Origin of the sequence: Mesorhizobium sp. M0011 (assembly GCF_040324155.1) — a bacterium.
Lineage (GTDB): Bacteria > Pseudomonadota > Alphaproteobacteria > Rhizobiales > Rhizobiaceae > Mesorhizobium.
In genome coordinates, this window is the sequence record NZ_JAMYVQ010000009.1 from 25,629 (window position 1) to 50,017 (window position 24,389).

24 protein-coding genes are annotated in these 24,389 nt (G+C 63.9%); 10 read left to right on the forward strand and 14 right to left on the reverse strand.

Going from position 1 to position 24,389, the window contains the following annotated elements; genetic code table 11:
• Nucleotides 1-6: 6 nt before the first annotated feature.
• The 3 genes from NKK51_RS12620 (at nt 7) to NKK51_RS12630 (ending at nt 3,844) form a co-directional block, all read left to right on the forward strand.
• A complete protein-coding gene (locus NKK51_RS12620; RefSeq protein WP_023810708.1) occupies nt 7-690 on the forward strand; it encodes an HAD family hydrolase in 684 nt (227 codons plus the stop codon).
• Nucleotides 687-2,273, forward strand: a complete 1,587-nt coding sequence (locus NKK51_RS12625) for an FGGY-family carbohydrate kinase (RefSeq protein ID WP_352553107.1) — start codon at nt 687-689, stop codon at nt 2,271-2,273. The genes NKK51_RS12620 and NKK51_RS12625 overlap by 4 nt, the downstream gene beginning before the upstream one ends.
• Before the next feature lie 167 nt (nt 2,274-2,440).
• Nucleotides 2,441-3,844 (forward strand): MATE family efflux transporter, encoded by a 1,404-nt coding sequence (locus NKK51_RS12630; RefSeq protein WP_352553109.1) that lies wholly within the window; start codon nt 2,441-2,443, stop codon nt 3,842-3,844.
• Nucleotides 3,845-3,930: 86 nt separating this feature from the next.
• Here the strand turns inward: NKK51_RS12630 and NKK51_RS12635 are convergent, their stop codons facing one another.
• From NKK51_RS12635 to NKK51_RS12680, 10 genes are all read right to left on the reverse strand, one after another.
• Nucleotides 3,931-4,512, reverse strand: coding sequence for a cupin domain-containing protein (locus tag NKK51_RS12635; protein ID WP_023810712.1), 582 nt, complete (start codon nt 4,510-4,512; stop codon nt 3,931-3,933).
• 1 nt (nt 4,513) lies between these two features.
• On the reverse strand, nt 4,514-5,764 hold the full coding sequence (locus tag NKK51_RS12640) for a cysteine desulfurase-like protein (protein WP_352553111.1): 1,251 nt from the start codon (nt 5,762-5,764) through the stop codon (nt 4,514-4,516).
• A 137-nt stretch (nt 5,765-5,901) separates the two neighbouring features.
• Nucleotides 5,902-6,600: a cyclase family protein gene (locus NKK51_RS12645; RefSeq protein ID WP_352553112.1), complete on the reverse strand. Its 699-nt coding sequence runs from the start codon at nt 6,598-6,600 to the stop codon at nt 5,902-5,904.
• Nucleotides 6,597-7,775 (reverse strand): ABC transporter substrate-binding protein, encoded by a 1,179-nt coding sequence (locus NKK51_RS12650; RefSeq protein WP_023810715.1) that lies wholly within the window; start codon nt 7,773-7,775, stop codon nt 6,597-6,599. The genes NKK51_RS12645 and NKK51_RS12650 overlap by 4 nt, the downstream gene beginning before the upstream one ends.
• On the reverse strand, nt 7,772-8,821 hold the full coding sequence (locus NKK51_RS12655; protein WP_023810716.1) for a branched-chain amino acid ABC transporter permease: 1,050 nt from the start codon (nt 8,819-8,821) through the stop codon (nt 7,772-7,774). Before NKK51_RS12655 ends, NKK51_RS12650 begins: the two co-directional genes overlap by 4 nt.
• Nucleotides 8,818-9,720, reverse strand: coding sequence for a branched-chain amino acid ABC transporter permease (locus tag NKK51_RS12660; RefSeq protein ID WP_128304218.1), 903 nt, complete (start codon nt 9,718-9,720; stop codon nt 8,818-8,820). Before NKK51_RS12660 ends, NKK51_RS12655 begins: the two co-directional genes overlap by 4 nt.
• Nucleotides 9,717-10,448 (reverse strand): ABC transporter ATP-binding protein, encoded by a 732-nt coding sequence (locus NKK51_RS12665; protein ID WP_128304217.1) that lies wholly within the window; start codon nt 10,446-10,448, stop codon nt 9,717-9,719. Before NKK51_RS12665 ends, NKK51_RS12660 begins: the two co-directional genes overlap by 4 nt.
• Nucleotides 10,435-11,193: an ABC transporter ATP-binding protein gene (locus NKK51_RS12670; RefSeq protein WP_352440566.1), complete on the reverse strand. Its 759-nt coding sequence runs from the start codon at nt 11,191-11,193 to the stop codon at nt 10,435-10,437. Before NKK51_RS12670 ends, NKK51_RS12665 begins: the two co-directional genes overlap by 14 nt.
• Before the next feature lie 333 nt (nt 11,194-11,526).
• Nucleotides 11,527-11,985 carry a nuclear transport factor 2 family protein gene (locus NKK51_RS12675; protein ID WP_127297539.1) on the reverse strand — a complete coding sequence of 153 codons (459 nt, stop codon included), beginning with the start codon at nt 11,983-11,985 and terminating at the stop codon, nt 11,527-11,529.
• 80 nt (nt 11,986-12,065) lie between these two features.
• The gene (locus NKK51_RS12680) at nt 12,066-12,425 is read right to left on the reverse strand and encodes a hypothetical protein (protein WP_352553115.1); all 360 of its coding nucleotides are present in this window, start codon (nt 12,423-12,425) and stop codon (nt 12,066-12,068) included.
• A gap of 81 nt (nt 12,426-12,506) precedes the next feature.
• Between NKK51_RS12680 and NKK51_RS12685 the strand changes: the two genes are divergently transcribed.
• The 3 genes from NKK51_RS12685 to NKK51_RS12695 all read left to right on the forward strand — a co-directional run bounded on the left by NKK51_RS12685 (nt 12,507) and on the right by NKK51_RS12695 (nt 15,304).
• Nucleotides 12,507-13,085, forward strand: a complete 579-nt coding sequence (locus tag NKK51_RS12685) for a TetR/AcrR family transcriptional regulator (protein ID WP_352553117.1) — start codon at nt 12,507-12,509, stop codon at nt 13,083-13,085.
• Between the two features lie 44 nt (nt 13,086-13,129).
• Nucleotides 13,130-14,395: a beta-ketoacyl-ACP synthase II gene (gene fabF / locus NKK51_RS12690; RefSeq protein ID WP_352553119.1), complete on the forward strand. Its 1,266-nt coding sequence runs from the start codon at nt 13,130-13,132 to the stop codon at nt 14,393-14,395.
• Nucleotides 14,396-14,488: 93 nt separating this feature from the next.
• Complete coding sequence (locus tag NKK51_RS12695; RefSeq protein WP_352553121.1) at nt 14,489-15,304, forward strand: oxidoreductase; 816 nt, start codon at nt 14,489-14,491, stop codon at nt 15,302-15,304.
• 22 nt (nt 15,305-15,326) lie between these two features.
• On the opposite strand, the gene NKK51_RS12700 is transcribed toward NKK51_RS12695, so the two are convergent.
• The 4 genes from NKK51_RS12700 to speB all read right to left on the reverse strand — a co-directional run bounded on the left by NKK51_RS12700 (nt 15,327) and on the right by speB (nt 18,580).
• The gene (locus NKK51_RS12700; RefSeq protein WP_352553122.1) at nt 15,327-15,974 is read right to left on the reverse strand and encodes an amino acid ABC transporter permease; all 648 of its coding nucleotides are present in this window, start codon (nt 15,972-15,974) and stop codon (nt 15,327-15,329) included.
• Entirely contained in the window at nt 15,971-16,627 is a 657-nt protein-coding gene (locus NKK51_RS12705; protein WP_352553124.1) for an amino acid ABC transporter permease, read from the reverse strand. The genes NKK51_RS12700 and NKK51_RS12705 overlap by 4 nt, the downstream gene beginning before the upstream one ends.
• Nucleotides 16,628-16,633: 6 nt before the next feature.
• Nucleotides 16,634-17,440 carry a transporter substrate-binding domain-containing protein gene (locus NKK51_RS12710; RefSeq protein ID WP_023810725.1) on the reverse strand — a complete coding sequence of 269 codons (807 nt, stop codon included), beginning with the start codon at nt 17,438-17,440 and terminating at the stop codon, nt 16,634-16,636.
• A 78-nt stretch (nt 17,441-17,518) separates the two neighbouring features.
• Nucleotides 17,519-18,580, reverse strand: a complete 1,062-nt coding sequence (gene speB / locus NKK51_RS12715) for an agmatinase (protein WP_352553126.1) — start codon at nt 18,578-18,580, stop codon at nt 17,519-17,521.
• 207 nt (nt 18,581-18,787) lie between these two features.
• Between speB and gcvA the strand changes: the two genes are divergently transcribed.
• From gcvA to NKK51_RS12735, 4 genes are all read left to right on the forward strand, one after another.
• Nucleotides 18,788-19,762, forward strand: coding sequence for a transcriptional regulator GcvA (gcvA, locus tag NKK51_RS12720; RefSeq protein WP_352553128.1), 975 nt, complete (start codon nt 18,788-18,790; stop codon nt 19,760-19,762).
• Between the two features lie 136 nt (nt 19,763-19,898).
• A complete protein-coding gene (gene pncB / locus NKK51_RS12725; RefSeq protein WP_352440573.1) occupies nt 19,899-21,203 on the forward strand; it encodes a nicotinate phosphoribosyltransferase in 1,305 nt (434 codons plus the stop codon).
• Nucleotides 21,204-21,398: 195 nt separating this feature from the next.
• Nucleotides 21,399-22,847, forward strand: coding sequence for a hypothetical protein (locus tag NKK51_RS12730; protein WP_352553129.1), 1,449 nt, complete (start codon nt 21,399-21,401; stop codon nt 22,845-22,847).
• A gap of 128 nt (nt 22,848-22,975) precedes the next feature.
• A complete protein-coding gene (locus NKK51_RS12735; RefSeq protein WP_128304207.1) occupies nt 22,976-24,280 on the forward strand; it encodes an ABC transporter substrate-binding protein in 1,305 nt (434 codons plus the stop codon).
• The last annotated feature ends 109 nt before the right edge of the window (nt 24,281-24,389 follow it).

Here is a 24,389-nt window from a genome sequence, read left to right on the forward strand (position 1 = left end):
TCCATCATGACGCCTGAGCTGGTCATCTTCGACTGTGATGGCGTGCTGGTCGACAGCGAGGCGCTCTCCGTCTCGGCGCTGCTTGGCATGGTCAAACTTGCCGGCGGCAGCGTCAGTGAGGACGCCGCCTACGAGCATTTCCTCGGCAAGAGCATGAAAAGCGTGCGCGAGATCCTCGGCCGCGACTTCGGGCTCGATATCACCGACCTGCACCTGACCGAGATGCGCGTCGAATTGATGCGCAAATTCCGCGAGGAGCTGAAGCCGATCGCCGGCGTCAGGAAGATGCTGCCCAAGCTTGGGCTGCCGTACTGTGTCGCGTCCTCAGGCACGCTCGACCGCATCCGCTACGCGCTCGACGTCACCGGATTGCTTGGGCTGATGGAGCCGCATCTGTTCAGTGCCACCATGGTGGCCAAGGGAAAGCCGGCGCCGGATCTGTTCCTGCATGCCGCCGCCAGCATGCGGGCCCATCCGCGCAAATGCCTCGTCATCGAGGACAGCCCGGCCGGCATCGCTGCTGCGCGGGCGGCAGGGATGCGCGTGCTCGCCTTCACCGGCGGATCGCATGCCGGCAATCCCGCCTTGAAAGCGCGGCTTGCGTCGAGTGAACCGGACTTTATATTCGCTGACATGCTGCAATTGCCCGATCTGATTGCAGGCTTGGGAGCGAGAGACAGAGCATCTTGACGAAACAGTTCGTTTGCGCGGTCGATGTCGGCACCGGGAGCGCTCGCGCGGGCATTCTCGACACCAGTGGCACCTTGCTCGGCCGCGCCGAGCGGCCGATCGCCATGAACCAGCCGAAGCCCGATCACGCCGAGCATGATTCGCGCGATATCTGGTCGGCCGTCTGCACCGCCGTGCGCGCTGCCCGCGAAAAAGCCGGTGTCGAGCCTGAGGACATTGTCGGCATCTCCTTCGATGCCACCTGTTCGCTGGTGGTGCGCGACCGGCAAGGCAGCCAGCTCAGTGTCTCGGTCACGGGCGACAAGCGCTGGGACACCGTCGTCTGGCTCGACCACCGCGCCATCGCCGAGGCCGACGAATGCACGGCAAGCGGCCACGCCGTGCTGAATTACATCGGCGGCGTCATGTCGCCGGAAATGGCGACGCCGAAACTGATGTGGCTGAAGCGCAATTTGCCGGAGACGTGGAATGAAGCCGGCTATTTATTCGACCTGACCGATTTCCTGACCTGGCAAGCGACGGGTTCGCTGGCCCGCTCGCAATGCACGCTGACCGCCAAATGGACCTATCTGGCACATGAGGACACAGGCTGGCGGCGCGATTTCTTCGAACTCGTCGGCCTCGGCGATCTTTTCGAGCACGGCAACCTGCCGGAGAGGGCCAGCCCGGTCGGCACCGATATCGGCCGATTGACGGCGCAAGCGGCGGCCGAGCTTGGGCTGAGCGAGAAATGCCGGGTGGGCTCCGGCGTCATCGATGCCTATGCCGGCGCGCTTGGCGTGCTCGGCGGCTTTGCCGGCGACGAACAGGACATCGGCCGGCATTTGGCGCTGATCGCCGGCACGTCGAGCTGCGTCATGGCGATGTCACCGGATCCGCAGCCTTTCGCCGGCGTCTGGGGGCCGTATTACGGCGCGGCGCTGCCCAGGCTGTGGCTGTCGGAAGGCGGCCAGTCGGCGACCGGCGCCCTGCTCGACCACATCATCCGCTGGCACGGCGCCGGCGGCGAGCCGGATGCCGCCATGCATGCGAAGATCGCCAGGCGTGTCGCCGAGCTGCGCGCCATCGAGGGCGACAGCCTCGCCGCAAGGCTGCATGTGCTGCCCGACTTTCATGGCAACCGCTCACCGCTCGCCGATCCGCATGCCGTCGGCGTCGTCAGCGGGCTGACGCTGGATTCCTCCTTCGACAGCCTGTGCAAGCTCTATTGGCGCACCGCCGTCGGCATCGCGCTCGGCGTGCGCCACGTTCTGGAGGCACTGAACGAGAACGGCTATCTGATCGACACGCTGCACGTCACCGGCGGCCACACCAAGAACCCGCTGCTGATGGAACTCTACGCCGACGCCACCGGCTGCACGGTGATCGAGCCGCTGGCCGACGAGGCGGTGCTGCTCGGCACCGGCATGATCGCCGCCACCGCTGCCGGGCTGTTTCCCGACCTCAACGCCGCCTGTCTTGCCATGCAGCAGGGCGGCCGGACACGCCCGTCGAACCCGAAATCATCAGGGCGTTTCGAGCGCGACTACAAGGTTTTCCTCGAAATGCACCGCCAGCGGCGGATGCTGGACGCGATCCGCTAGAGCATCGTGGCCGGTCCCTGGCTCAATCCGTTCCCGTCCCTCCTCTCTTGCCTTCATGTCGCGTTTCGTCCAGAAGCTGACGCAAACGCCGCGAAACCGAAGGTTTTGCCGTTTGAAATGCGGCTTCCGGCTCTGGCCGATGTGCCGTAGCTGGAAAGAGCGGAACAATGTCTGCGATAGAAGCCGGCGCTCGCGCGCCGGAAAATCTTTGGCGTCAGGAAATCAGGGCGACGCTGGCGCTCGCCTGGCCGATGGTGCTGACCAATCTCGGCCAGACCGCGATGACGGCCACCGACGTCATGATGATGGGTCGTCTTGGGCCGGATACGCTGGCCAGCGGCGCGCTTGGCGCCAACCTCTATTTCATGCCGATGATCTTCGGCCTCGGCCTGATGCTGGCGACCTCGCCGATGATCGCCACCGAGCTTGGCCGCCGCCGCTATTCGGTGCGCGACCTGCGCCGCACCGTGCGCCAGGGCCTGTGGCTGGCGATCCTGATCTCGATCCCGATCTGGCTCGTGCTTTGGCACGGCGAGGGCATTCTATTGGCCATGGGCCAGGACCCGGTTCTGGCCCATCAGGCCGGCATCTATCTGCGCTGGCTCGAATGGGCGGTGCTGCCCTTCTACTTCTATATCGTGCTGCGCTCGTTCATCTCGGCGCTGGAACGGCCGGGCTGGGCGCTGGTCATCGTCTTCGTCGCCGTCGCCTGCAACGTCTTCTTCAACTGGGTGTTCATGTTCGGCAATCTCGGCGTGCCGGCAATGGGCATTGCCGGGTCGGGCCTTGCCACCTCGCTGTCCTCAGCGCTGATGTTCATCGGCATGGCTGCCGTGGTGATGCTGGAGAAGAAGTTCCGCCGCTACCGTCTGTTCGGCCGTTTCTGGCGCGCCGACTGGCCGCGCTTCAAGGGCCTGTTGCGGCTCGGCCTGCCGATTGCCGGCATCCTCGCCTTCGAGGTGACGATCTTCAATGCGGCGGCCCTGCTGATGGGCCTGATCGACGCGGATTCGCTGGCCGCGCACGCGATCGCCATCCAGATCGCCTCGATCTCCTTCATGGTGCCGCTCGGCCTCAACCAGGCGGTGACGGTGCGCGTCGGCCTTGCGCACGGCGCCGGCAATCCGGAAGGCGTCTCGCGCGCCGGCTGGACCGCCTTTGTCATCGGCGTCTCGTTCATGGCGCTGATGGGGCTGGTGATGATCCTGTGGCCGCATCCGCTGATCAGCGCCTTCATCGATCTGGGCAATCCGGCCAATGCCAGGGTGATCGAACTTGCCGTGTCGTTCCTGGTCTTCGCGGCGCTGTTCCAGGTCTTCGACGGCGCCCAGGCGGTGGCCGCCGGCATGCTGCGCGGCCTGCATGACACCAAGGTGCCGATGATCTATGCCGCGATCGGCTATTGGGGCGTCGGCCTGCCGCTCGGCGTGCTGCTCGCCTTCCATTTCGGCCTGCATGGCGTCGGCATCTGGATCGGCCTGTCGACGGGGCTGGCGGTGGTGGCCGCGCTGCTGCTGGCGCGCTGGCTGCGGCGCGACCGGTTGGCGCCGCCGCTCGCGTTCGGGCATTGAAACAGATCGGCCGATGGCCCGGCGGCTGTTGTCCTGTGGGCGTTGGCTCATTGAACAACGCCTTCGCAACTCCGCGATAGAGGCGGTCAGAATGTCGGCGGCGTGTTGACCCAGAGGATACGGACCGTGGTCGAACCGATATTGCGGTAGCCGTGGCCGAGTTCGGAGTTGAAATAGAACGCGTCGCCTGCCTCGAGCGCCACCACGTTCGTCTCGACCAGCAACTCGACGGAACCTTCGAGCACGTAGCCGAATTCCTGTCCCTTATGGCTGATCAACTCGAGGCTGCCGCCGCCGGCCTCGATCACGTGGACATTGATCTGCAGCAGATACTCCGGACCGGATGGCACCAATTGCTCGAGCACGACATGGTTGCCCGAGCGCCGATGTCCCGTCTCCATGTGCGGACGCTCGTTTTGCCGCAACACGAACACTTCCGAGGCATTGTGCTGCAGCGTGCCGAACATCGCGTTCATGTTGATGCCCAGCGCTTGCACCAGCCGGTGCAGAGCCGCCATCGAGGGCGTCGCGCGGTCGTTCTCGATCTTCGAGAGATAACCCTCGGTCAGCCCGATGCGGGCGCCGAGCTCTTCCAGGCTGAGGCCAAGCACCTGTCTGGCATGGCGCAGCTTGACGCCGATCCTCGGGGTTCCGTTTCTGTCGCGCATGTCAGGTCCGCGTCTTCATCCAGTCCGCCAGCTTCAGAAAATCGACTTCCGCCTCGGTGTTATAATGGGCCAGCCCGATGCGGACGACGCCGTTGCGGTCCGCAAGCCCCAGCCGCTTGATTGGCTCCAAACCGTAATTGTGGCCATGCCAGAGATAGATGCCTTCCTTTGCCATCGCCTTGGCGATATCGGCGGGATCGGTTCCGTCAACGGTGATCGACACGGTAGGCACCCGGCGCGCCAGCGCCGCCACATCGGTTATACCCTGGACCAAGACGCCATCAATTCTGGACAATCCGGCAATCAGCCGTGCTGTCAGGACACGCTCATAACGGTCGGCGACTTCAATGCCGGCGACGATGCGCTCGCGCCGCGTCGCCTGCGGGTGGACGTTGCCGAAGGACTGTCCGAGCCAGGCATAGTGCTCGACGGCGCCAAGCACCCCGGCAAGCGCCTCGCGGCTTGTCGTCCCCGTCTCGAATTTTCCAGGTGGCGTGTTCGAAGCCGCGCGCACCTTGTAGGCGGTCAGCGCCTGCAGCAGATCGAACCGGCCCCACAACACCCCGTGATGCGGTCCGAAAAATTTGTAGGCCGAGCAAACCAGGAAATCACAGCCAATCTCCTGGACGTCGATCACTCCATGCGGCGCGAACTGCACCGCGTCGATATAGCTCAGCGCCCCGACCGCGCGTGCGCGCTGCGCGATCCGCTTCACGTCGTTGATCGTGCCGGTAACGTTGCTGGCATAGCCGACGGCGACCAGCTTGACCTCCACGTCGATAGTGGCCTCCAGCGTCGACAGGTCGAGTTCGAACGTTTTTGGATCGAGGTCGATCCAGCGTACCTCAAGCCCGCGATCCTCCGCCAGCATCAGCCAGGGTGCGACGTTGGCGTCATGATCCATGCGCGTCAACACGATGGCGTCGCCGGCGTTCAGATCGCGGCCGATGGCGCGCGAGACGGCGAAAGTCAGCGTCGTCATGTTCTGGCCGAACACCACCTCACGCCGGTCCGCGGCATTGAAGAAATCGGCCATCGCCTGATGCGCGTCGTCGACCATCGCCTGGGCCGCGAGTGAGGTTTCGAAATAGCCACCAAGATTGGCGTTGGTCTCGATCATGGCACGCGTCATGCGCTCGATCGAACGGCTCGCCATCTGGGTTCCCGCGGGATTGTCGAAGAAAATCCGCTTCTTCGGCTCGGCACCTCTCGCCATCGCCGGAAAAGCATCGCGGACTGTGTCTATATCCATGTCTGAATTCCGTGTGTCTGGTGATCGTTGTGTGGCGGCCCCTAGACGCCGCCAGCTGCGGTTTCACGCGTTCAGCCGGCCGCTTCATGGATGGCGACAGCGCGAGCCGGGAAGCCGGATCCGGCCTTTGGCTTTGGTCAGCTTGCCATTATCAACGCGCCGGCGTCAGGCACCTTGTCGAGATTGGCCAGGAGCTCGATCTGCCAGCAGTCGCGGGACAGCACATAGTATTCCAGGCTTGCGTCACCCGCGGAAGTGGCGCGGCCGGGATCGGTGTCCATGCCCTCGTGCCCGATGGCAGCGACACCGCGGCGTTCCAAAAGTTCCTCCAGCACCGGCTTCGACCAGCCCGGCGCATGCGAGATACCGTCGGCCGACTTGTTCTGAAACGCCACGGGGTCTGGCCAGCGCGGCCACCACCCGGTGCGAAGCGCGACAAAACACTTTTCCGGGATACGGCCGTTCCGTGTCTCCCAGGCGGAAATGTCGTCGAGCGTCGGCGTCGCGTCGGGATCGGCGGCGACCCTGTCGCTGATGTCGAGGATGACCAACGGCAGAAGCATCTCCGCCACCGACAGTTGGTCGATCGAGCGGCCGCCGTCGATGAAGTGCACCGGCGGATCGACATGGGTGCCCCACTGTCCGACGAAGGCGTAGTGGTGGACCTGGAAGGCGTCGCCCTTCGAAAAATCGAGCAACGCACGGCGCTCCTCGTCCGGGAAGGCCGGGAAGTGCGGCTGGCCCGGATGAAACGCATGCGTCAGGTCGGTGAAGGTCGCGGCGGAGAGCCGCGACCTGTAGATGTCCCAAAGGGAACCCGGAGTGGACAAGATCACGGCTCCGCGACGAAGGTCGGTGCCGCTTCACTTGCAAGGACAAGCTTGCCGTCCTTGACACCGATGACCGAGACCGATTTGTCCGGCACCGAAATGCCCGGGCGGTAGGTGATCGTTCCGGTCACGCCGTCGAGCCCGGACGTAGCGGCCAGCGCGTCACGGATCTTGGCCGGATCCGGCGCACCGGCACGCTTGATCGCGTCGGTCATCAGCTTGACCGAATCGTAGCCGAGCGCAGCGAACGCGTTCTCCGGGGCATTGCCGGCCGACTTGGTGTAGGCGTCGATGAAGGCCTGCACCTTCGGGGTGGCGCCCTCACCGATATAGGCATGGGTGGTGAAGTAGGTGTCCTTGGCCGCGTCGCCGCCGACCTGGATCAGCAAGGGCGTGTCGTAACCGTCGCCGCCGACCACCGGCAGGTTGATGCCGGCCTGGCGCATCTGCTTCAAGATCAGGCCGATTTCCTCGGCATTCGACGAGGCATAGACGAAGTCGGGCTGCGGTGACAGCGCCTTCAGTTTGGCGATCTGCGCGGTAAAGGTCTTGTCGCCGATCTTGTAGGTGTCGCGCTCCAAGATCTTGCCCCCGCCATGCTCGTAGGCGGTGACGAAGTAGTCCGACAGCAGCGTTGTGTATTCGGTGCCGATGTCGGTCAGCAGGTAGGCGGTCTTGCCGTTCAGCTTGTTCAGCGCAAATTCCGCGCCAACCGCAGCCTGAACGTTGTCGCCGAAGGCGGCGAGGAAGATCTCGTTGCCGAGCTGGCTCGGCAATTTCGGCGAGGTCGCGCCGGGCGTGATGAACGGGATCTGCGCCTTCTGGACCTGCGGTCCGATGGCCAGCACCGAATCGGAATCGGCGAAGCCGATGATGCCGACGACCTTGTCGCTGTCGATCAACTGGCTGGCGACGGTCGAGATCGTCGTCGAATCGCTCTTGGAGTCGTAGATCACCAGTTCTATCTGTTGGCCGAGCACGCCGCCGGCGGCGTTGATTTCGCTTGCCGCCAGCTTGGCGCCATTCAGCATCGGACCGTCGAGCGAGGCCTGAATGCCGGTCAGGTTTGCCGGATAGCCGATCTTGATCGTGTCGGCAGCAAGTGCCGTGCTGGCCGAGGCAAGCGCGAAGAATGCGCCCAGTCCTAGGCCGATGGTGTCGCGTCGAGTGAGTTTGATCATCGTTTTCGTTCCTCTGTCTGGTTCACCGTTGCCGATCTTTGGGTTAATCCGAACGTAAGTTCCCGGTCCCCCATGATCCCCTTCGGCCGGAAGATCATGACTAGAATGAAGATGAAGCCGAGCACGATCTGGCTGGCGCCAAACAGGGCCGGCACCGCGAAATCGCCGATCGTGAAGCCGCGTTCGACCGAGCGCAGGACCTCCGACAACAGCGAAACGCAGATGACGCCAACCACCGCGCCGGTCAGGGAGCCCATGCCGCCTAGCACCAGCATTGTGATCAGGCTCATGGTCAGCGCGAAGTAAAAGGTGTTCGGCGAAAACGAGCCGAGATAATGTGCGTAGAGCGACCCGCCGACGCCTGAGAAGAACGCGCCGATGACGAAGGCGATCAGTCTGGTCCGCAACACGCCGATGCCGACAGCGCTGGCCGCGATTGTGTCGTCGCGCACCGCCTTCATGGCGCGCCCGAAAGGCGAATAGACCAGGCGCGCCAGAACGAACACCGTGATGGCGAGCCAACCCATCACCCAGGGCAACGTCGTCTCCAGCGGCACACCGGTGAAAGTGCGGGCGCCTCGGGTGAAATCCGACGCATTGATCAGCACCACGTTGACGATAATCAAGAATCCCATCGTCGCCACCGAAACGAAATAGCCCGACAGGCGCATCAAGGGATAACCGACGACCACGGCAAGCAGCGCCGTCAGAAGACCTGCCACCAGCGTCGCCGGCAGGAAGGGGAGGCTGAAAGCATGCAGAAACGCCGGCAGATGCGGCAGCAGTGCCATCTTCTGCTGTACGGGAATCGACAGTATTCCCGATATATACGCGCCGGCGCCGATGAAGCCGACATGACCGAGCGAAAACACGCCCGTAAAACCGTTGCTCAGCGACAGCGCCAGCACCAGGATTGCATTCAGCGCGATCAGCAGGATAATCCGGACGAAATAGTCGCTCAGCACGTGCGGCGCACCGAAAGCGACAGCTGCTCCCGCCACCAGGGCGACGAGGACGAGGAGTGTGATCCGCGCTTCCCGGCTCACAGCTTTATCTCCCGGTTTGGCTGGAGCAGCCCGCCCGGGCGCACCAGGAGAAAGGCGATCAGCACGGCAAAGACGATTGCGTCGCGATAGGACGAGACGCTGCTCGGCAGGAATGCGACGATGAAGATCTCCAGCGCGCCCAATATGTAGCCGCCCACCAGGGCGCCCGCGATCGACCCGAAGCCGCCGATGATCGCCGCCACGAAAGCCTTCAGGAGCGGCGTGAAGCCCATCTGCGGCTGCACCACGCCGGCCTGTGCCGCCCACAAAATGCCGGCAAGGCCGGCATAGGCGGATGCGACGATGAAGGCGACGATGATCAGCCGGTTGACGTTGAGTCCGACAAGGTGTGCCGCCGACATGTCCTCGGCTGCGGCGCGCATGCCGAGCCCGGTCGTGGTGCGCGTGATGAACCAGCCGAGGAGCAGCAGCGACACGAAGGTCAGCGCGATGGTCAGGAGATTGATGCTGGTGAAGGTGATGGCGCCGTTCGACATTTCCCAGGAGGTGTTGAGAATATCGGGGAGTGGAAAATTGCGCGGCGAGGAGGTGAACACCAGGATTCCGACGTTCTCGATGATGTAGGTGACGGCGAGGCTGGTGAGCAGTCGTGCGACGTCGGGCGCGTCGCGGATCGGACGATAGGCGATGCGTTCGATGAGGAAGCCCGCGACGGCCGCCGCGGCGATGCCGCAGATCACGGCGACAGGGAACGGAACGCCGATCCCTGCCAGCAGAGCTACCCCGAATGCGCCTACCATCATTACGTCGCCATGCGCGAAATTGGTGAGCTTGAGGACGCCGAAGACGATCGACAGGCCGACCGCCACCAGCGCGTAGAGGCTGCCGAGGCTCACCGCGTTGACGATCTGCTGCAGGATATAGTCCAGCTGGGTCATGTTGCCGCCCCGAGATATGCCTGCGCCACGCGTTCGCTGTCACGCAGTTCCGCGGACCGGCCCGACAGCGCCACCTGACCCGTGCGCAGCACATAGGCACGGTCGGCGAGGTCCAGCGCGAGCGTGATGTTCTGTTCCACCAGCAGCATCGTCATGCCCTGGCGCTTCAGTTCGGCAAGCGCGCTGAAGATGTGGCGCACCAGCAGCGGCGCAACGCCGAGCGAAGGCTCGTCGAGCAGCAGCAGGCGCGGCGCCGCCATCAGCGCACGCGCCAGAGCAAGCTGCTGCTGTTCGCCGCCCGACAGCGTGCCGGCCAGTTGCTTCAGCCGCTGCTTGAGAATCGGGAACAGCATGAACATGCGCTCGCTATCTCTGACGACGGCCTCCTTGTCGGTGCGGGTGCAGGCGCCGAGCCGCAGATTGTCGGCCACCGTCAGGCCGCCGAACAGGCGCCTGCCCTCCGGGCTCTGCGCGATGCCCAGAGTTACGATACGCGACGGAGCGATACCTCCGATCGGCTTGCCATCGAAGATGATCTTGCCGCCGCGCGGCCGCGACAGGCCGGAAATGGTGCGCAAGGTCGTGCTCTTGCCGGCGCCGTTGGCCCCCACCAACGCCACCACCTCGCCGGTATGGACGTCGAGCGAAATGCCCTTCAACGCACGCACCGCGCCGAAATTGACCTCGAGGTTCTCGACGCTGAGCAGAACGGGGCTAGGCGTGGCCAAGATACGCCTCCCGCACTTTCGGGTGTTCGCGTACCTGCTCCGGTGTTCCGACGCAGATCACCTCGCCGGTCGCCAGCACCTGGATGCGTTCGCACAGCGCCATGATCAGGTCCATGTCGTGCTCGACAACGACCACCGTTACGCCGTAGCGGTCACGAATCGTCCGAATCAGCGCCGCCAACACCTTGGTCTCGTTGGAATCAAGCCCGGCTGCGGGCTCATCGAGCAGCAGCAGCTGCGGACCGGTCGCCAACGCACGCGCAATCTCCAGCCGCCGCTGATCGCCGTAGGGAAGATCCGCGGCGACCCTGCCGGCCTGATCTGTCAGGCCCATGAGGTCGAGGAGTTCGTCGGCCTGCTGCCGCGTCGCGGCCACCCGCTCGCGATAGCGCCGACCGCGCAGCACGGTATCGGCGGGCCCGACAGGATGGCGCAGCTGCGCCGCCGTCAGCACGTTCTGTGCGACACTGAGGCTGCCGAATAGGCGAGAACCCTGGAAGGTGCGGGCGATGCCCATCGCGACGATCTGTGATGTGCGCAGGCCGACGATCGAACGGCCCTCCATCTCGATGCTACCGGAATTCGGCTGGGAGAAGCCGGTGATCAGGTTGAAAAGCGTGCTCTTGCCCGAGCCATTCGGCCCGATTACCCCAACGATTTCACCTTCGTGCAGCTCGATGGAATGATCCCGCAGGGCAACCAGCCCTCGAAAGGCTTTTGTCAGCCCAACCGTCTTCAACAGCACTCGACTCGACTGTCTATCCACGCGCCGGTTTGCCCCTGTCCGCCCTCGCCGCCCCGTTCGGCCCGGTCAAGCATCAAATGGACAATTCGAACGGCGAGATGTCAAGGCCTATTCCTAGCAGGAAAGCTATATGCCTGCCTTGGCTCGACCGTTGCCGCGACAGCACCGGCATCGATGCAGCGCTGCGCTACCGAACTGGGTTTCCTGGCTTGCAGTCCAGCGCCGGCGCTCGCTTCTCGAGCCTCCGCGCATACTGCGCGGGCGGAAGGCACGTGACGAAAAAGATCAGCGCGACCGGCCCGTAACCTTGGTCGTCCTCGGACCGCGCTTCTGCTAGCTTGTTATCTGCTCGGCGACAGCTTCTTCGAGGCCGGCTGCGGCCTGGGCGGCGAGACCGCGCGCCGCCGCCTGTGAATCATAAAATTCCTCGAGCGCATGAACCGTGCCCCACCGCAGCGTGAACACGTGAAGACCACGGTTGATGTAGGACGTATCACCGTTGAGCAGGGTTGCGGTGCCATCCCACTGGGCAAACACGGTGGTATGCCACGGCCAGCCCTTCACCCAGACGTGGTTGACCGTGAGATGGAGAGTGGGCAGAACACGGCCGAGGCGCTCGAACCACCGGCGCAGGGCTTGCTTGTCGTGGCGCTCCCCACCAAGCGCGTGGGCGCCACCAACCCGGTGATGGACATGCGGCGCGATGGCCTTCACCGCCGCGTCCCAGCGATGGTTGTTGACGTCGTCGAAGCTCTGCCGGATCGATTTCTCGACAATATAGCTGTAAAGCATGTGACCTCTCCAGGCTCATTGGGATGGCGTGACCGGACGCGAGAGCCCCGGCCAGCATCGCGGCCGCGGCTTGCGTCAGGTCAGGGCATTGTCGCATCGGCTCGCAGGGATGTGTCAGTCTCGGTCGAGACCGTCACTTCCTTACCGGACCTTGAGAAGGCGTAGAGCGAGCCCGGGTGGCCCGGTATGGAAAACGCCACGGCGTCACTGTTGGCGAGGCCCATGACGAACCGCAGCGGATCACCCCCGGTCTTCGGTGCGAAAGTGGCGGTGACCTCAAGCAGGTCGCCGCGCGGAACGTAGTAGGCCACCATGTCCAGGTGTCCCTGGTGCAGGCTGCCGCCTTCGATCGGGCGTCCGATGGTGGCTTCCTCGGCGAGAGCCGGGGTTGCAAGAAACAGCGCCGCCAGGAGCGAGGCGCTCAGCGTTTTGCGGATCATCTCATTTGTCCTTTTTTTAGATTGCGTTCACCCTCTATATAGGGTATGGATTACGAATGCAATCTAAAAAAGGAGATGACGATGCGTGTGAGTCGCACTCAGGCCGCGGAAAACCGCGAGACCGTGATCAATGTGGCAAGCCGGCTTTTTCGGGAGCGCGGCTTTGACGGCATCGGCCTCAAGGATCTGATGAAGGGTGCCGGGCTGACCCAGGGTGCCTTTTACAAGCAATTCGAGTCGAAGGACGATCTGGCGGCGCTGGCGTCCAGGCGGGCGATGGAAAGCGCCACCCACAAATGGTCGGCCGCGACCGCAGCACATCCTGGGAACCCGCTCGACGGGGTGATCTCATTCTACCTCAGCATGGACCATCGCAGGGAAAAGATGGACGGCTGCCCGGTCGTTGCGCTCGGTTCGGATGCAGCCAGGCAGGGTGCCGAGGTGAAGGCGTCATTCGAAGACGGCATCAAGGCGTACCTTGAGATGCTCGGCGGTTGGGTTGGCGAGGGCGACAGCGAAAAGAGCGGAAAAAAGGCAATGGCCGTTCTCTCGACGATGGTCGGCGCGGTCGTGCTCTCGCGGGTCGTCAACGATTCCGACCTTGCGCGGGCTTTTCTGGATGCGGCGGCCGATCAGGTTCGCGAAGCAGTCGCCACTTGAACGGCGCGAGCAGCGCCGCCGGCACACCAAGGACAGGAGAGCAGATGCAACGGATTGTCGTCACGGGCATGGGAGCGGTCACGCCCCTGGCCGCCAATGTCGAAGCGTCCTGGTCACGCCTGCTTGCCGGCCGGTCCGGCGTTCGCAGGCTTCCGGACGATGTGGTGGGAGAGCTGCCGGTTAAGATTGGCGGCGTGGTTCCCTCCCTGGGCGAAGATCTGGAGGCTGGTTTCGATGCCGATGCCGTCCTGTCCGCGAAGGATCAGCGCAAGGTGGACCGGTTCATTCTGTTTGCGTTGGCGGCGGCGGAAGAGGCGCTTGCGCAGGCGCAATGGAAGCCTGCGCTGGAAACGGAGCGCCTGCGCACGGCCACGATCATCGCTTCAGGAATCGGCGGGTTCCCCGGCATCACCGAGGCGGTGCGCACGGTGGACCTGCGTGGCGCCCGCCGCCTGTCTCCCTTTACGGTGCCGTCCTTCCTGGTGAACCTCGCGGCGGGCCACATCTCGATCCGTCATGGTTTCAAAGGTCCACTCGGCGCACCGGTGACGGCATGTGCGGCGGGCATCCAGGCGATCGGCGACGCCGCCCGCCTGATCCGCGCCAACGAAGCCGACATCGCCGTATGCGGCGGAACGGAAGCGTGCATCAACACCGTCAGTCTCGGCGGGTTCGCCGCGGCTCGCTCTCTTTCAACCGGCTTCAATTGGGCGCCGGCTCAAGCCTCGCGCCCTTTCGACACATCGCGGGACGGCTTCGTCATGGGCGAAGGGGCCGGCGTGCTGGTCATCGAGGCGTTGAGCCACGCGTTGGCGCGCGGCGCAAAGCCGTTGGCTGAGCTCGTCGGCTACGGCACGACCGCGGATGCCCACCACGTCACCTCCGGCCCGGAGGACGGCGACGGCGCGCGCCGGGCCATGCAGATCGCGATTGCCCAGGCAGGGATTTCGCCACGCCAGGTACGTCATCTCAATGCGCATGCGACCTCCACGTCAGTCGGCGACCTGGGTGAGATCGAAGCGATCAAGAGCGTGTTCGGGCGCGATTTCGCGATAGCTGTCAGTGCGACGAAATCGGCGACCGGACACCTGCTCGGAGCGGCCGGCGGGTTGGGTGCGATCTTCGCAATCCTGGCGCTCAGGGATCAGATTGCTCCGCCAACCCTCAACCTGGGCGAGGCCGATCCGGCCGGCGACGGCATCGACTTCGTCGCAAACGCGCCCCGGCCCATGGAGATGGAGTACGCGATCTCCAATGGCTTCGGCTTTGGCGGCGTGAATGCCAGCGCCCTGTTCAGACGCTGGAACTAACCGGTGGCCGGACGCAGTCATGACCAACGCCCTTTGCCCCGGCCTCTCATGCTTTTCCCAATCCGATCCAACGCAAAGAAGGACACGATTTCCATGAACAAGACCAATCCCGGCGTCGCCCTGGTGACAGGGGCATCCTCCGGCATCGGGCGCGCTACCGCCGACGCATTGCTAGGCGCCGGCTTTCGCGTCTTCGGAACCAGCCGTCGCGCGGCCTCCCAGCAATCCGCCGGCGTGACCATGCTGACCTGCGACGTGACCGACGACGCGTCCGTCGCGACAATGGTCGATGACGTTCTGGCCAAGGCCGGACGCGTAGACCTGCTTGTCAACAATGCCGGCATGGGCCTGTTTGGCGGCGCGGAGGAGTCCTCGACCGCCCAGGCCAAGGCGCTGTTCGAAGTGAACGTCTTCGGCGTCTTGCGCGTGACCAACGCGGTGCTGCCGGCAATGCGACGCCAAGGGAAGGGCAGAATCGTGAATTTGAGTTCGGTGCAGGGGTTCATCCCCGCTCCCTATTTCGCGCTTTACTCAGCGACCAAACATGCCATCGAGGGTTATTCGGAGTCGCTCGATCACGAATTGCGCCCGTTCGGCATTCGCGTTTCGCTGGTGGAGCCCGCCTATACCCGCACATCATTCGAGGACAATCTTGCCGCCCCCGACCGGTCGCTCGAGATCTATGACTCCGCGCGTGCCGGCATGACCACATCAGTGCGGAAGGCGATGGAAAAAGGGGATGCGCCCGAAGTGGTCGCCAAGACCGTTTTGGCCGCTGCAACCGATCCCGCTCCGAAGAAACGCTATGCGGCGGGAAAAATGGCGCGCCAGGTCAGTTTCCTGCGCCGTTTCGTCCCCGCGTCCGCATTCGACAAGAGCCTGCGCAAGCAGCTTGGGCTGCCGGCCTGAAGTCGAGCGCTGCCTTGGCGCGTCAGCGAGCAGCCGCCTGTTTCTCGAGCCTGCGGGCGTATTGCGTCAGCGGAAAGCACATGACGAAGAAGATCAGCGCCACCAGCCCGTAGACCTTGAACGGTTCGAAGGTCGCATTGTTGATGGCGTTGGAGGTCCGTACCAGTTCCTCGAAACCGATGATCGAGGTCAGCGCGGTCGATTTGATCAGCTGAACCAGGAAGCCGACGGTGGGTGCGCGGGTGATCGAAAAGGCTTGGGGCAGGATGATCAGCCTCAGCTCCTGCAGATAGTGCAGGCCAAGGCTGGCGCCGGCGTCCCATTGGCCGAGGGGTAGCGCCGCGACGCCCGAGCGCCAGATCTCGGCGAGATAGGCGCTGGCGAAGAAGGTGAGGCCGAGCGCCGCCGCCGTCCACGGTTCGATGCGCAGGCCGAGCATCGGCAGGCCGAAGAACATCAGGAACAGCTGCATCAAGAGCGGCGTTCCCTGGAACAGGGCGATGTAGCCGGAAGCAACACGCCTGCTCCACTTGTTCTTGGCGATCCTGAAGAACAGCACGACCAGGCCGACGATGCCGCCGCCGATGAAGGCGGCCAGCGATAGCAGCACCGTCCAGCGGGTGGCGAGCAGCAGGTTGCGTACGATGTCCCAGAAGGTGAACTCGATCATGACACGCCGGCTCCGAGCGCACGGCGTCCGCCTGACACCAGCAGCCGGCGCAAGGCCATCGACAGAGCAAGATAGACCAGCGTCACGACGAAATAGGTCTCGAAAGAGCGGAAGGTGCGCGCCTGCAGCATATCGGCCTCGTAGGTCAGTTCACGCACGGCGATCTGCGACACCACGGCCGACTCCAGCATCATGATGACGATCTGGCTGGTCAGCGCGGGATAGATGATCTTGAGTGCCTGCGGCAGCACGATCTTGATGAAGACCTGGCGTGGCCGCAAGCCCAATGCGAGCGCTGCTTCCGTCTGCCCGCCAGGCACGGCGTCAAGCCCGGCGCCGACGATCTCGATGGTGTAGGCCGCCATGTTGAGCGTCATTGCCAGCATGGCGGCCAGGATCGGGTCGAGCCGGATGCCGAGGCTCGGCAGGCCGAAGAAGATGAAGAACAGCTGCACCAGGAACGGCGTGTTGCGCATCACCTCGACGTAACAGGCGATTGCCCGCTTGAGCAGAACGGGGCCGTTTCGTCGCCCCGCGGCACCCAGGATGCTGAGCAGCGTTCCGGCAAGCGTGGTCACGGCGATCAGCAGGATCGTCGTGGCCGCGCCGTGCGCGATGTCGCCCAGAGCATCCGGGAGCCAGGCAAAGGCCACGGAAACTCAATCCTTGAGGTTTTCGGGATTGAGCGGCGTCTTCAGCCAGGCTTTCGAGCTTTCGTCCAGCTTGCCGTCGGCCAGCATCTTGGCGACCGCATCGTTGACGGCCTTCTTCAGGCCGTCCTCGTTCTTGTTGAGGCCGATATGCGAAGGCGAGGTCAGAAGCTGGAACTTCTGCTCCGGCTTCAGCGCATCCTGCTTGGCCAGCACCTGCGCGCCGACATCGTTGCCGACGACCATCAGCTGCGTCTGGCCGGAGATGAAGGCCTGGATCACCGAATTGTAGTTGTCGAAGCGCTTGATGTCGGCCGACGCCGGTGCTGCCTCGGTGAGCGAGGTGTCTTCCAGCGTGCCACGATTGACGGCGATCGACTTGTCGGCGAGGTCTTCCTTGCCCTTGACCGTCAGTGCCGCCGGACCGATCACGGCGATGTAGTAGGGCGCGTAGGCGGCGGCGAAGTCGATGACCTGTTCGCGTTCCTTCGAGTAGCCGACGCTCATCAGGATGTCGACGCGCTTGTCGTTCAGATACGGGATGCGGTTCTGGCCGGTGACGGCGACGGGATTGAGCTTCACCTTGAGCGTGTCGGCAATGTATTGCGCGACGTCCATGTCATAGCCCTTGAGGCTCATATCGGCGCTGGCCGAGGAGAAGGGCGGAAAGTCGGCGAAGACGCCGACATTGATGGTGCCGGCCTTGGTGATGTCCGCCAGTGCATCGGCGCTGGCGGCCTGAATCGACAGGCCGAAGCCGGCCGTGCCGAGCATCAGCACGGCGGCGATGGCTGAAAATGTCTTGCGGATTGTCATTGTTATTCCCCTGTCTGGACGCTTTGTTTGACACGACCGCCGGCTCCAGCGCGGCGGCCGCCTTTGCTTTTCTGAAAGTCAGGCGCCCTTGCCTGTGATCGCCGGGCTGAACACCATCAGGCTCAGGATCTCGAACAGTACCTGTGCCGCGGCGTGCGCCGTGTTGGTGGTCGAGTCGTATTGCGGCGCCACCTCGACGACGTCGCCGCCGACGATGTTGAGACCCTTGAGGCCGCGCAGCAGTTCGAGCACCTCGCGTGTCGTCAGCCCGCCGACTTCCGGCGTGCCGGTGCCGGGCGCGAAGGCCGGATCGACGCTGTCGATGTCGAAGGAGACATAGGTCGGGCCGTCGCCGACTATTCTGCGCGCCTTCTCGATGATGGCCGGAATGCCGAGACCGGTCACCTCCTCGGCATGCACCACGGTCATGCCGGACTCGTAGGTGAATTCCCACAGATATTCGGCCGAGCCGCGGATGCCGATCTGGATCGTGCGCGTCGGGTCGAGCACGCCGTCAAGCACCGCGTTGCGGAACGGGCCGCCATGGTGGAACTTGGTCATGTCGAACAGGCCACTGGTGTCGCAGTGGGCGTCGATATGGATCAACCCGACCGGAGCTTTCTTGCCGACGGCCTTCAGGATCGGGTGGCTGATCGAATGGTCGCCGCCGATCGAAAGCGGGATGACGCCGGCATCGACGATCTGGTTGGTGCGGCGCTCGATATCCTCATGACTGGTCTCAAGCCGGTAGCGGCTGCGAAACGGCGTGTCGCCGATGTCGGCGACCCGGAGCTCATGTGTGGGCGCGCATTCCAGCACGTGATTGTAGGGGCCGATGCGCTCGATGGCGCGCAGCGCTCGCGGCCCGAAGCGCGAGCCTGGCCGGTTGGTGACGCCGAGATCCATCGGCACTCCGATCATCGCTACCTGAAGGTCGCCGAAATCCGGATTGTCGGCCGATATTTCCCGGTAGGGCGCGGCGAGGAAGGTCGGGATGCCTGAATAGGGCGCCAGCCGCGTGCCGCTTTTGGAGAAGATCTTGTCGGCGACCTTGCGGAATTTCGGGTCGAACATCTCGCCGCCATGGCTTTCACCATATTTGCGACGCAACGCGTCGAGCTTGCCGCGATCGTATCCCATGTCCGCTCCTCCTGGGCTGATACAGTGCCGACGCGGGTGACGCCTGCGAACCGACCGTCATCCGGCCGGGCCGCTGTCCCGGTGGCTGCCTGCAGATTTCACGTCTTGATGCTGTTCCAGGTTCAGTGTCCGGCAGCGGCATTGAAAAATCAATTGATATTGTTAGGGTGTTTTCTGTGAGAAAATCTCACAATAAAGTTGATACCCATGACCAAGCGCCTGCCACCGCTTAATCCGCTGCGCGCCTTCGAGGCAACGGCCCGGCATGGCTCGCTGACCAAGGCGGCCATTGAGCTGAATGTCACCCATGGCGCCGTCAGCCATCAGATCAAGGCGCTCGAGCAGTCGCTCAATGTCAAGCTGTTCGAGCGGGCCGGCCAGCGGGTCAAACTGACACCGCATGGCGCGGAGCTTCTGCCGGCGGTGTCGACCGCCTTCGACGGCATCGCCGCCGCCACCCAGCGCATGACAAGGCCGGCGAGCAGCGGCACACTTTCGGTCTCCTGCGTGCCGGCGCTTCTGTTGTTGTGGATGACACCGCGGCTCGGCAGTTTCATGGCGCAATATCCCGACATAAGGCTGACGCTTATTCCTTCCAACGATCCCAAGGATTTGCGGGCGCCCACCATCGATGTCTGCGTGCATTATGGCGACGGCAGCTGGACCGATTGCTGGATGCGCAAATGGTCGGGCCTCGAACTGTTTCCCGTGGTCAGCCCGACACTGATCAACAACCGGCCGATCCGCAGCGTCAGGGATCTCGCCGACCATGTCTTCCTGCATGGCGACGACGGCCGCGAATGGCACACCTGGCTGGCGGCGGCCGATGCGCTGGACCTGGAGCGGGGTCGTCGCCATCACCTCGGCGATGCGCGTATGGCGACCGAGGCGGCGGTGCATGGCCATGGCGTGGCGCTGGGCGACTCGGTGACGGCAAGCGCGCTGCTGGCCAGGGGCATGCTGGTCGCGCCGTTCAGCCTGTCGGTGCCGGCGGTCGACGATTTCTATGTCGTCTGCCGCAACGAGATGCGGACGACGCCGATCGTGCAGGTGTTCATCGACTGGCTGTTCGCCGAGAAGGCCGGGGATGACGGGCGCGCCGACGCCCCGGTGGCCGGCCGCATCGTCAGCCGCCGCAAGCGTCCGGCGCTCAGGGTGATGGGCGCCAAATCCGCAGGCTGATGCCAGGCTGCGCGCCGCCGCATGCAGGCAGCTCTTTTTGTCGGGCCAGCCTGAAAGCGGGCAGCGTTCCGGCCGATTCGATGCTATGAGGCCTGTCGCGATTGTGGATGGCAGGCAGCGAAGGCGGTGTTGAAACATGGCTAAGACCGATATTGCGCGGCGCGTCTACAATCACACCTGGAAGCTCGATCCTATCGTGCGCAGCCTGCTCGATACGGATTTCTACAAGCTTTTGATGCTGCAGATGATCTGGGGCATGTATCCCAAGGTCGACACCACCTTCTCGCTGATCAACCGCACAACTTCGGTGCGCCTTGCCGACGAGATCGACGAGAGCGAACTGCGCGAACAGCTCGACCATGCCCGCACGCTGCGCTTCTCCAAGAAGGAGATGATCTGGCTCGGCGGTAACAATTTCTACGGCCGCAAGCAGATCTTCGAGCCGGAATTCCTCGCTTGGCTGGAAGGCTTCCGGCTGCCCGAGTACGAGCTGTCGAAGCGCGACGGGCAGTATGAGCTGACCTTCAGCGGGCCGTGGATGTACACCACGCTGTGGGAAATCCCGGCGCTCGCCATCATCAATGAACTTCGATCGCGCGCGGCGATGCGGGCGTTCGGGCCTTTCGCGCTCGACGTGCTCTATGCCCGCGCCAAGTCCAAGATGTGGGCCAAAACCGAGCGGCTGAAGGCGCTGCCCGGCATCCGCATCTCGGACTTCGGCACGCGCCGGCGCCATTCCTTCCTGTGGCAGCGCTGGTGCGTCGAGGCGCTGAAGGAAGGCATCGGCGAAGCGTTCACCGGCACCTCCAACGTGCTTCTGGCCATGGACAACGACCTCGAAGCGCTCGGCACCAACGCACATGAGCTGCCGATGGTGTTCGCCGCGCTTGCCGACTCGGAAAAAGAGCTGAGGCAGTCGCCCTACAAGGTGCTGCAGGACTGGCAGCGTTACTATGGCGGCAATCTGCTGATCGTGCTGCCCGACGCCTTCGGCACTGCCTCCTTCCTGCGCGACGCGCCGGACTGGGTGGCCGACTGGACAGGCTTTCGCCCCGACAGCGCGCCGCCGATCGAAGGCGGCGAGAAAATCCTGTCCTGGTGGCGCGACAAGGGCAAGGATCCCAAGCAGAAGCTGTTGATCTTCTCCGACGGGCTCGAGGTCGAGACGATCGAGGAGACCTATCGCCACTTCAAGGGCAAGGTGCGTATGTCCTTCGGCTGGGGCACCAATCTGACCAATGATTTCGAAGGCTGCGCGCCGACGGAAACCAACAGCCTCGACGCCATATCGCTGGTTTGCAAGGTCACCGAGGCCAATGGCAGGCCAGCGGTCAAGCTTTCCGACAATCCGGCCAAGGCGACCGGCGATGTGAAAGAGATCGAGCGGTATCTCAGGATCTTTGGCGAGAAGGACCGCGTGGAGCAATTGGTCAAGGTGTGAGGGGATGGGGCTCCTGGCATCGCCTGCAAAGATGGAATCTCGGATAGCTTGAGTTCCCGCACACCCCCCTCTGTCCTGCCGGACATCTCCCCCGCAAGGGGGGAGATTGGCCGCTTCGACCAGTCCGCCTTTTTCTCCGAAGTTGAAAATTGGCGAAAGCCTGGGCGACATCCGATCTCCCCCCTTGCGGGGGAGATGGCCGGTAGGCCAGAGGGGGGTGTGAAGGATCGCGGCGGCGAAGGTTATCGCCTCTTGATCACAAGCTTCATCTGCTTATTCGTATCCCTCCCCACCCCCGCCTTCGCGCACGCCTCCGACCGTGGCCACGTCCTGCTCCTGCCGACCGGCTACTATCTGGTCGGCGGCGCCTTCGCCGTGGCCGTCAGCTTCCTCGTCCTTGCGCTGCTGCCTGCGGATTCACTTGACCGCTTTTGGCGACGGCGCCTGCCGTTATTCGCCCTCGGTGACGCCACCCGCGCCGCCATCAGCCTGCTATCCTTCGCCGGCTTTGCAATTCTCATCGCCGCCGGCCTTTTCGGCAGCCGCGACCCACTTTCCAATCCTCTGCCACTGGTGATCTGGACGCTGTTGTGGGCCGGCCTCACGCTGTTGCAAGGCCTCTTCGGCGACCTCTGGTCATGGCTGAACCCCTGGTATGGACCATGGCGTCTCGCCTCGCGCCTGGTCGGGACCGGGGATCACGGAGCATGGCGCCTGCCCCGTTGGGTCGGCTGCTGGCCGGGTGCCATCCTGTTCTTCGCCTTCGCCTGGTTCGAACTCATCGATCCCGCGCCCGACGATCCGGCACGGCTGGCTTTTGCCGCCGGCCTATATTGGCTGTTCTCTTTCCTCGCCATGCTGGCGTTCGGCTATCGCGGCTGGAGCCGCAGCGGTGAATTCCTGACGGTCTTCTTCTCGATGGTGGCGCGCTTTGCCATGGTCGAACGCAACCAAGACGGCCGGCTTGCACTTTGCTGGCCCGGCGCCAAGCTGCTGGCCGCGGAGCCCTTGCCGGCCAGCGGCATCGCCTTTCTGCTGCTGGCCCTGTCGTCGGTATCCTTCGACGGCCTGTCGAAGACCTTCTTCTGGCTCGGCCTGTTCGGTATCAACCCACTCGAATTTCCCGGCCGCACCGCGCTGATCGGCAGCGGCACTTTCGGGCTGATCCTGACATTCGCGCTGCTGGCCGCGGTGTTCCTGCTTGCCGTCCGGCTCGGCCAGCGTCTTGCCGGCAGCGATCACACTCTCGGCCAGGCCGCAGGCCTGCTGGTGTGGTCGATCGTGCCGATCGCGCTCGCCTATCACGTTGCGCATTATCTGACGGCGCTGCTCGTCGACGGCCAATATGCGCTCGCGGCACTTTCCGATCCGTTCGCGATGGGCTGGAACCTGTTCGACACCGCCGACATGCAGATCGAGACCGGCATCGTTGCGGGGGCGAACTCTGCGTGGTGGCTGTGGAATATCCAGGCCGGCGCCATCATCCTGGGCCATGTGCTCGCCGTCCTCGTCGCTCACGGCTTCGCCTGGCGCCTGCACCCACAGCCCTCCCGCGCGGCACTCAGCCAGCTCCCGCTCACCTTGCTGATGATCGCCTACACCGTCTTCGGCCTCTGGTTGCTTGCCACGCCGACCACAGGGTGAGAAAAGGCGACCAACATACCTTTGGGGAAAGCCCGCTTGCCACGTCGGGGCTTTGGTGATTTAGTTTGTATACATGCGATTTTTTGCCTCGTTACAGCCAGTCAAAACTCAAGAACAGGGGAACTGCCGTGACTGACAAGAATGGGTTTTTCGATCTCTCCAGATCCACGCTCACCCGCCGCACGGCGCTGAAGGGTCTGGCCGCGGGCGCCGGCCTCGGCCTGGCCCCCGGCTTCGTCCGCTATTCCCAGGCGCAGAGCTCGGCGCCGATCAAGATCGGCTTCCAGTCGCACCGCACCGGCATCGGCGCTGCCTACGGCCGCTGGTACGAGAAGACCACGGCTGCCGCGGTCAAGGCGATCAATGCCGCCGGCGGCATCAACGGCCGCCAGGTCGAGGTGATCATCGAGGACGACGGCACCGATCCCGGCCGTGGCGCCGAGGTGGTCGGCAAGTTCGCCACCCAGCACAAGACCGACATCGTCTTCGGCACGCTGTTCTCGCATGTCGTCATCGGCTCGGCGCCCGCCGCCGGCGAAAACAAGATGCCCTATTTCGTCGTCAGCGAAGGCCATCACGTCGCCTCGACAAAGCTGAACCGCTATGTCTTCCAGCCCGGCATCACCGACGTGAAGAGCCAGATCCAGTCGATGGCGCCGTGGATCGCGGCCAATGCCGGCAAGAAGGTGACGCAGATCTTCCCCGATTTCGCCTTCGGCTACGACCATCGCGACTACCTGCCGCCGGCACTGAAGGCGCAAGGCGCCGAGGTCATCGCGCAGATCGCCATCCCGCCGACGGAATCGTCCTTCACCAAATACTTCCCGCAGATCCCGGCCGAGACCGAGGTGATCTACCACGTCATGGTCGGCCCGGCCGTGCTCACCTTCGTCAAGGAGCTCGGCGAGTTCTACGGCTCCAACCGGCCGCAACTGTTCGGCTTCATCGATTCGCTCGAGGCCACCGACATCAACAGCCCCGGCCTCGAATTCCTCGACGGCAGCCATTTCTGGGAAGGCTCGCCGCGCTATGCCCAGGCCGATGATTCCGAAGCGCAGAAGGCCTATCGCGCTGCTGTCGGCATCGACGACAATGGCGCCGCCGTCGGAGACCCCAAGGACGTCTCCACTGCCGCGCACATGTTCGGCTGCTGGGAGACGCTCTACGTCGTCAAGAAGGCGATGGAAGATGCCGGCTACAAGGGACCGGAAGACCGCGCCAAGCTGGTCGAGGCGACCGAAGCCCTGACCGAATTCGCCGAAGGTGCCGAGCATCCGCAGGGGCCGAAAACCTTCAACGGCAAGATCCACCAGTGCTTTGGCATCCAGAACATCTCCAAGGTCGAGGGCGGCAAGCTCAAGGTCGTGCACAAGACCAAGATCGAGGACGGGCTTTACGAGGCCGAGGGGGATTATACGACGCAGGCGCTGTGAGGCTTAGCTTCAGTAGCGTGAGCGCCAAGGCACCCCCCTCTGTCCTGCCGGACATCTCCCCCGCATGGGGGGAGATCGGCGGTTTGTGCGGCAGCGCCCATCAGCCAGC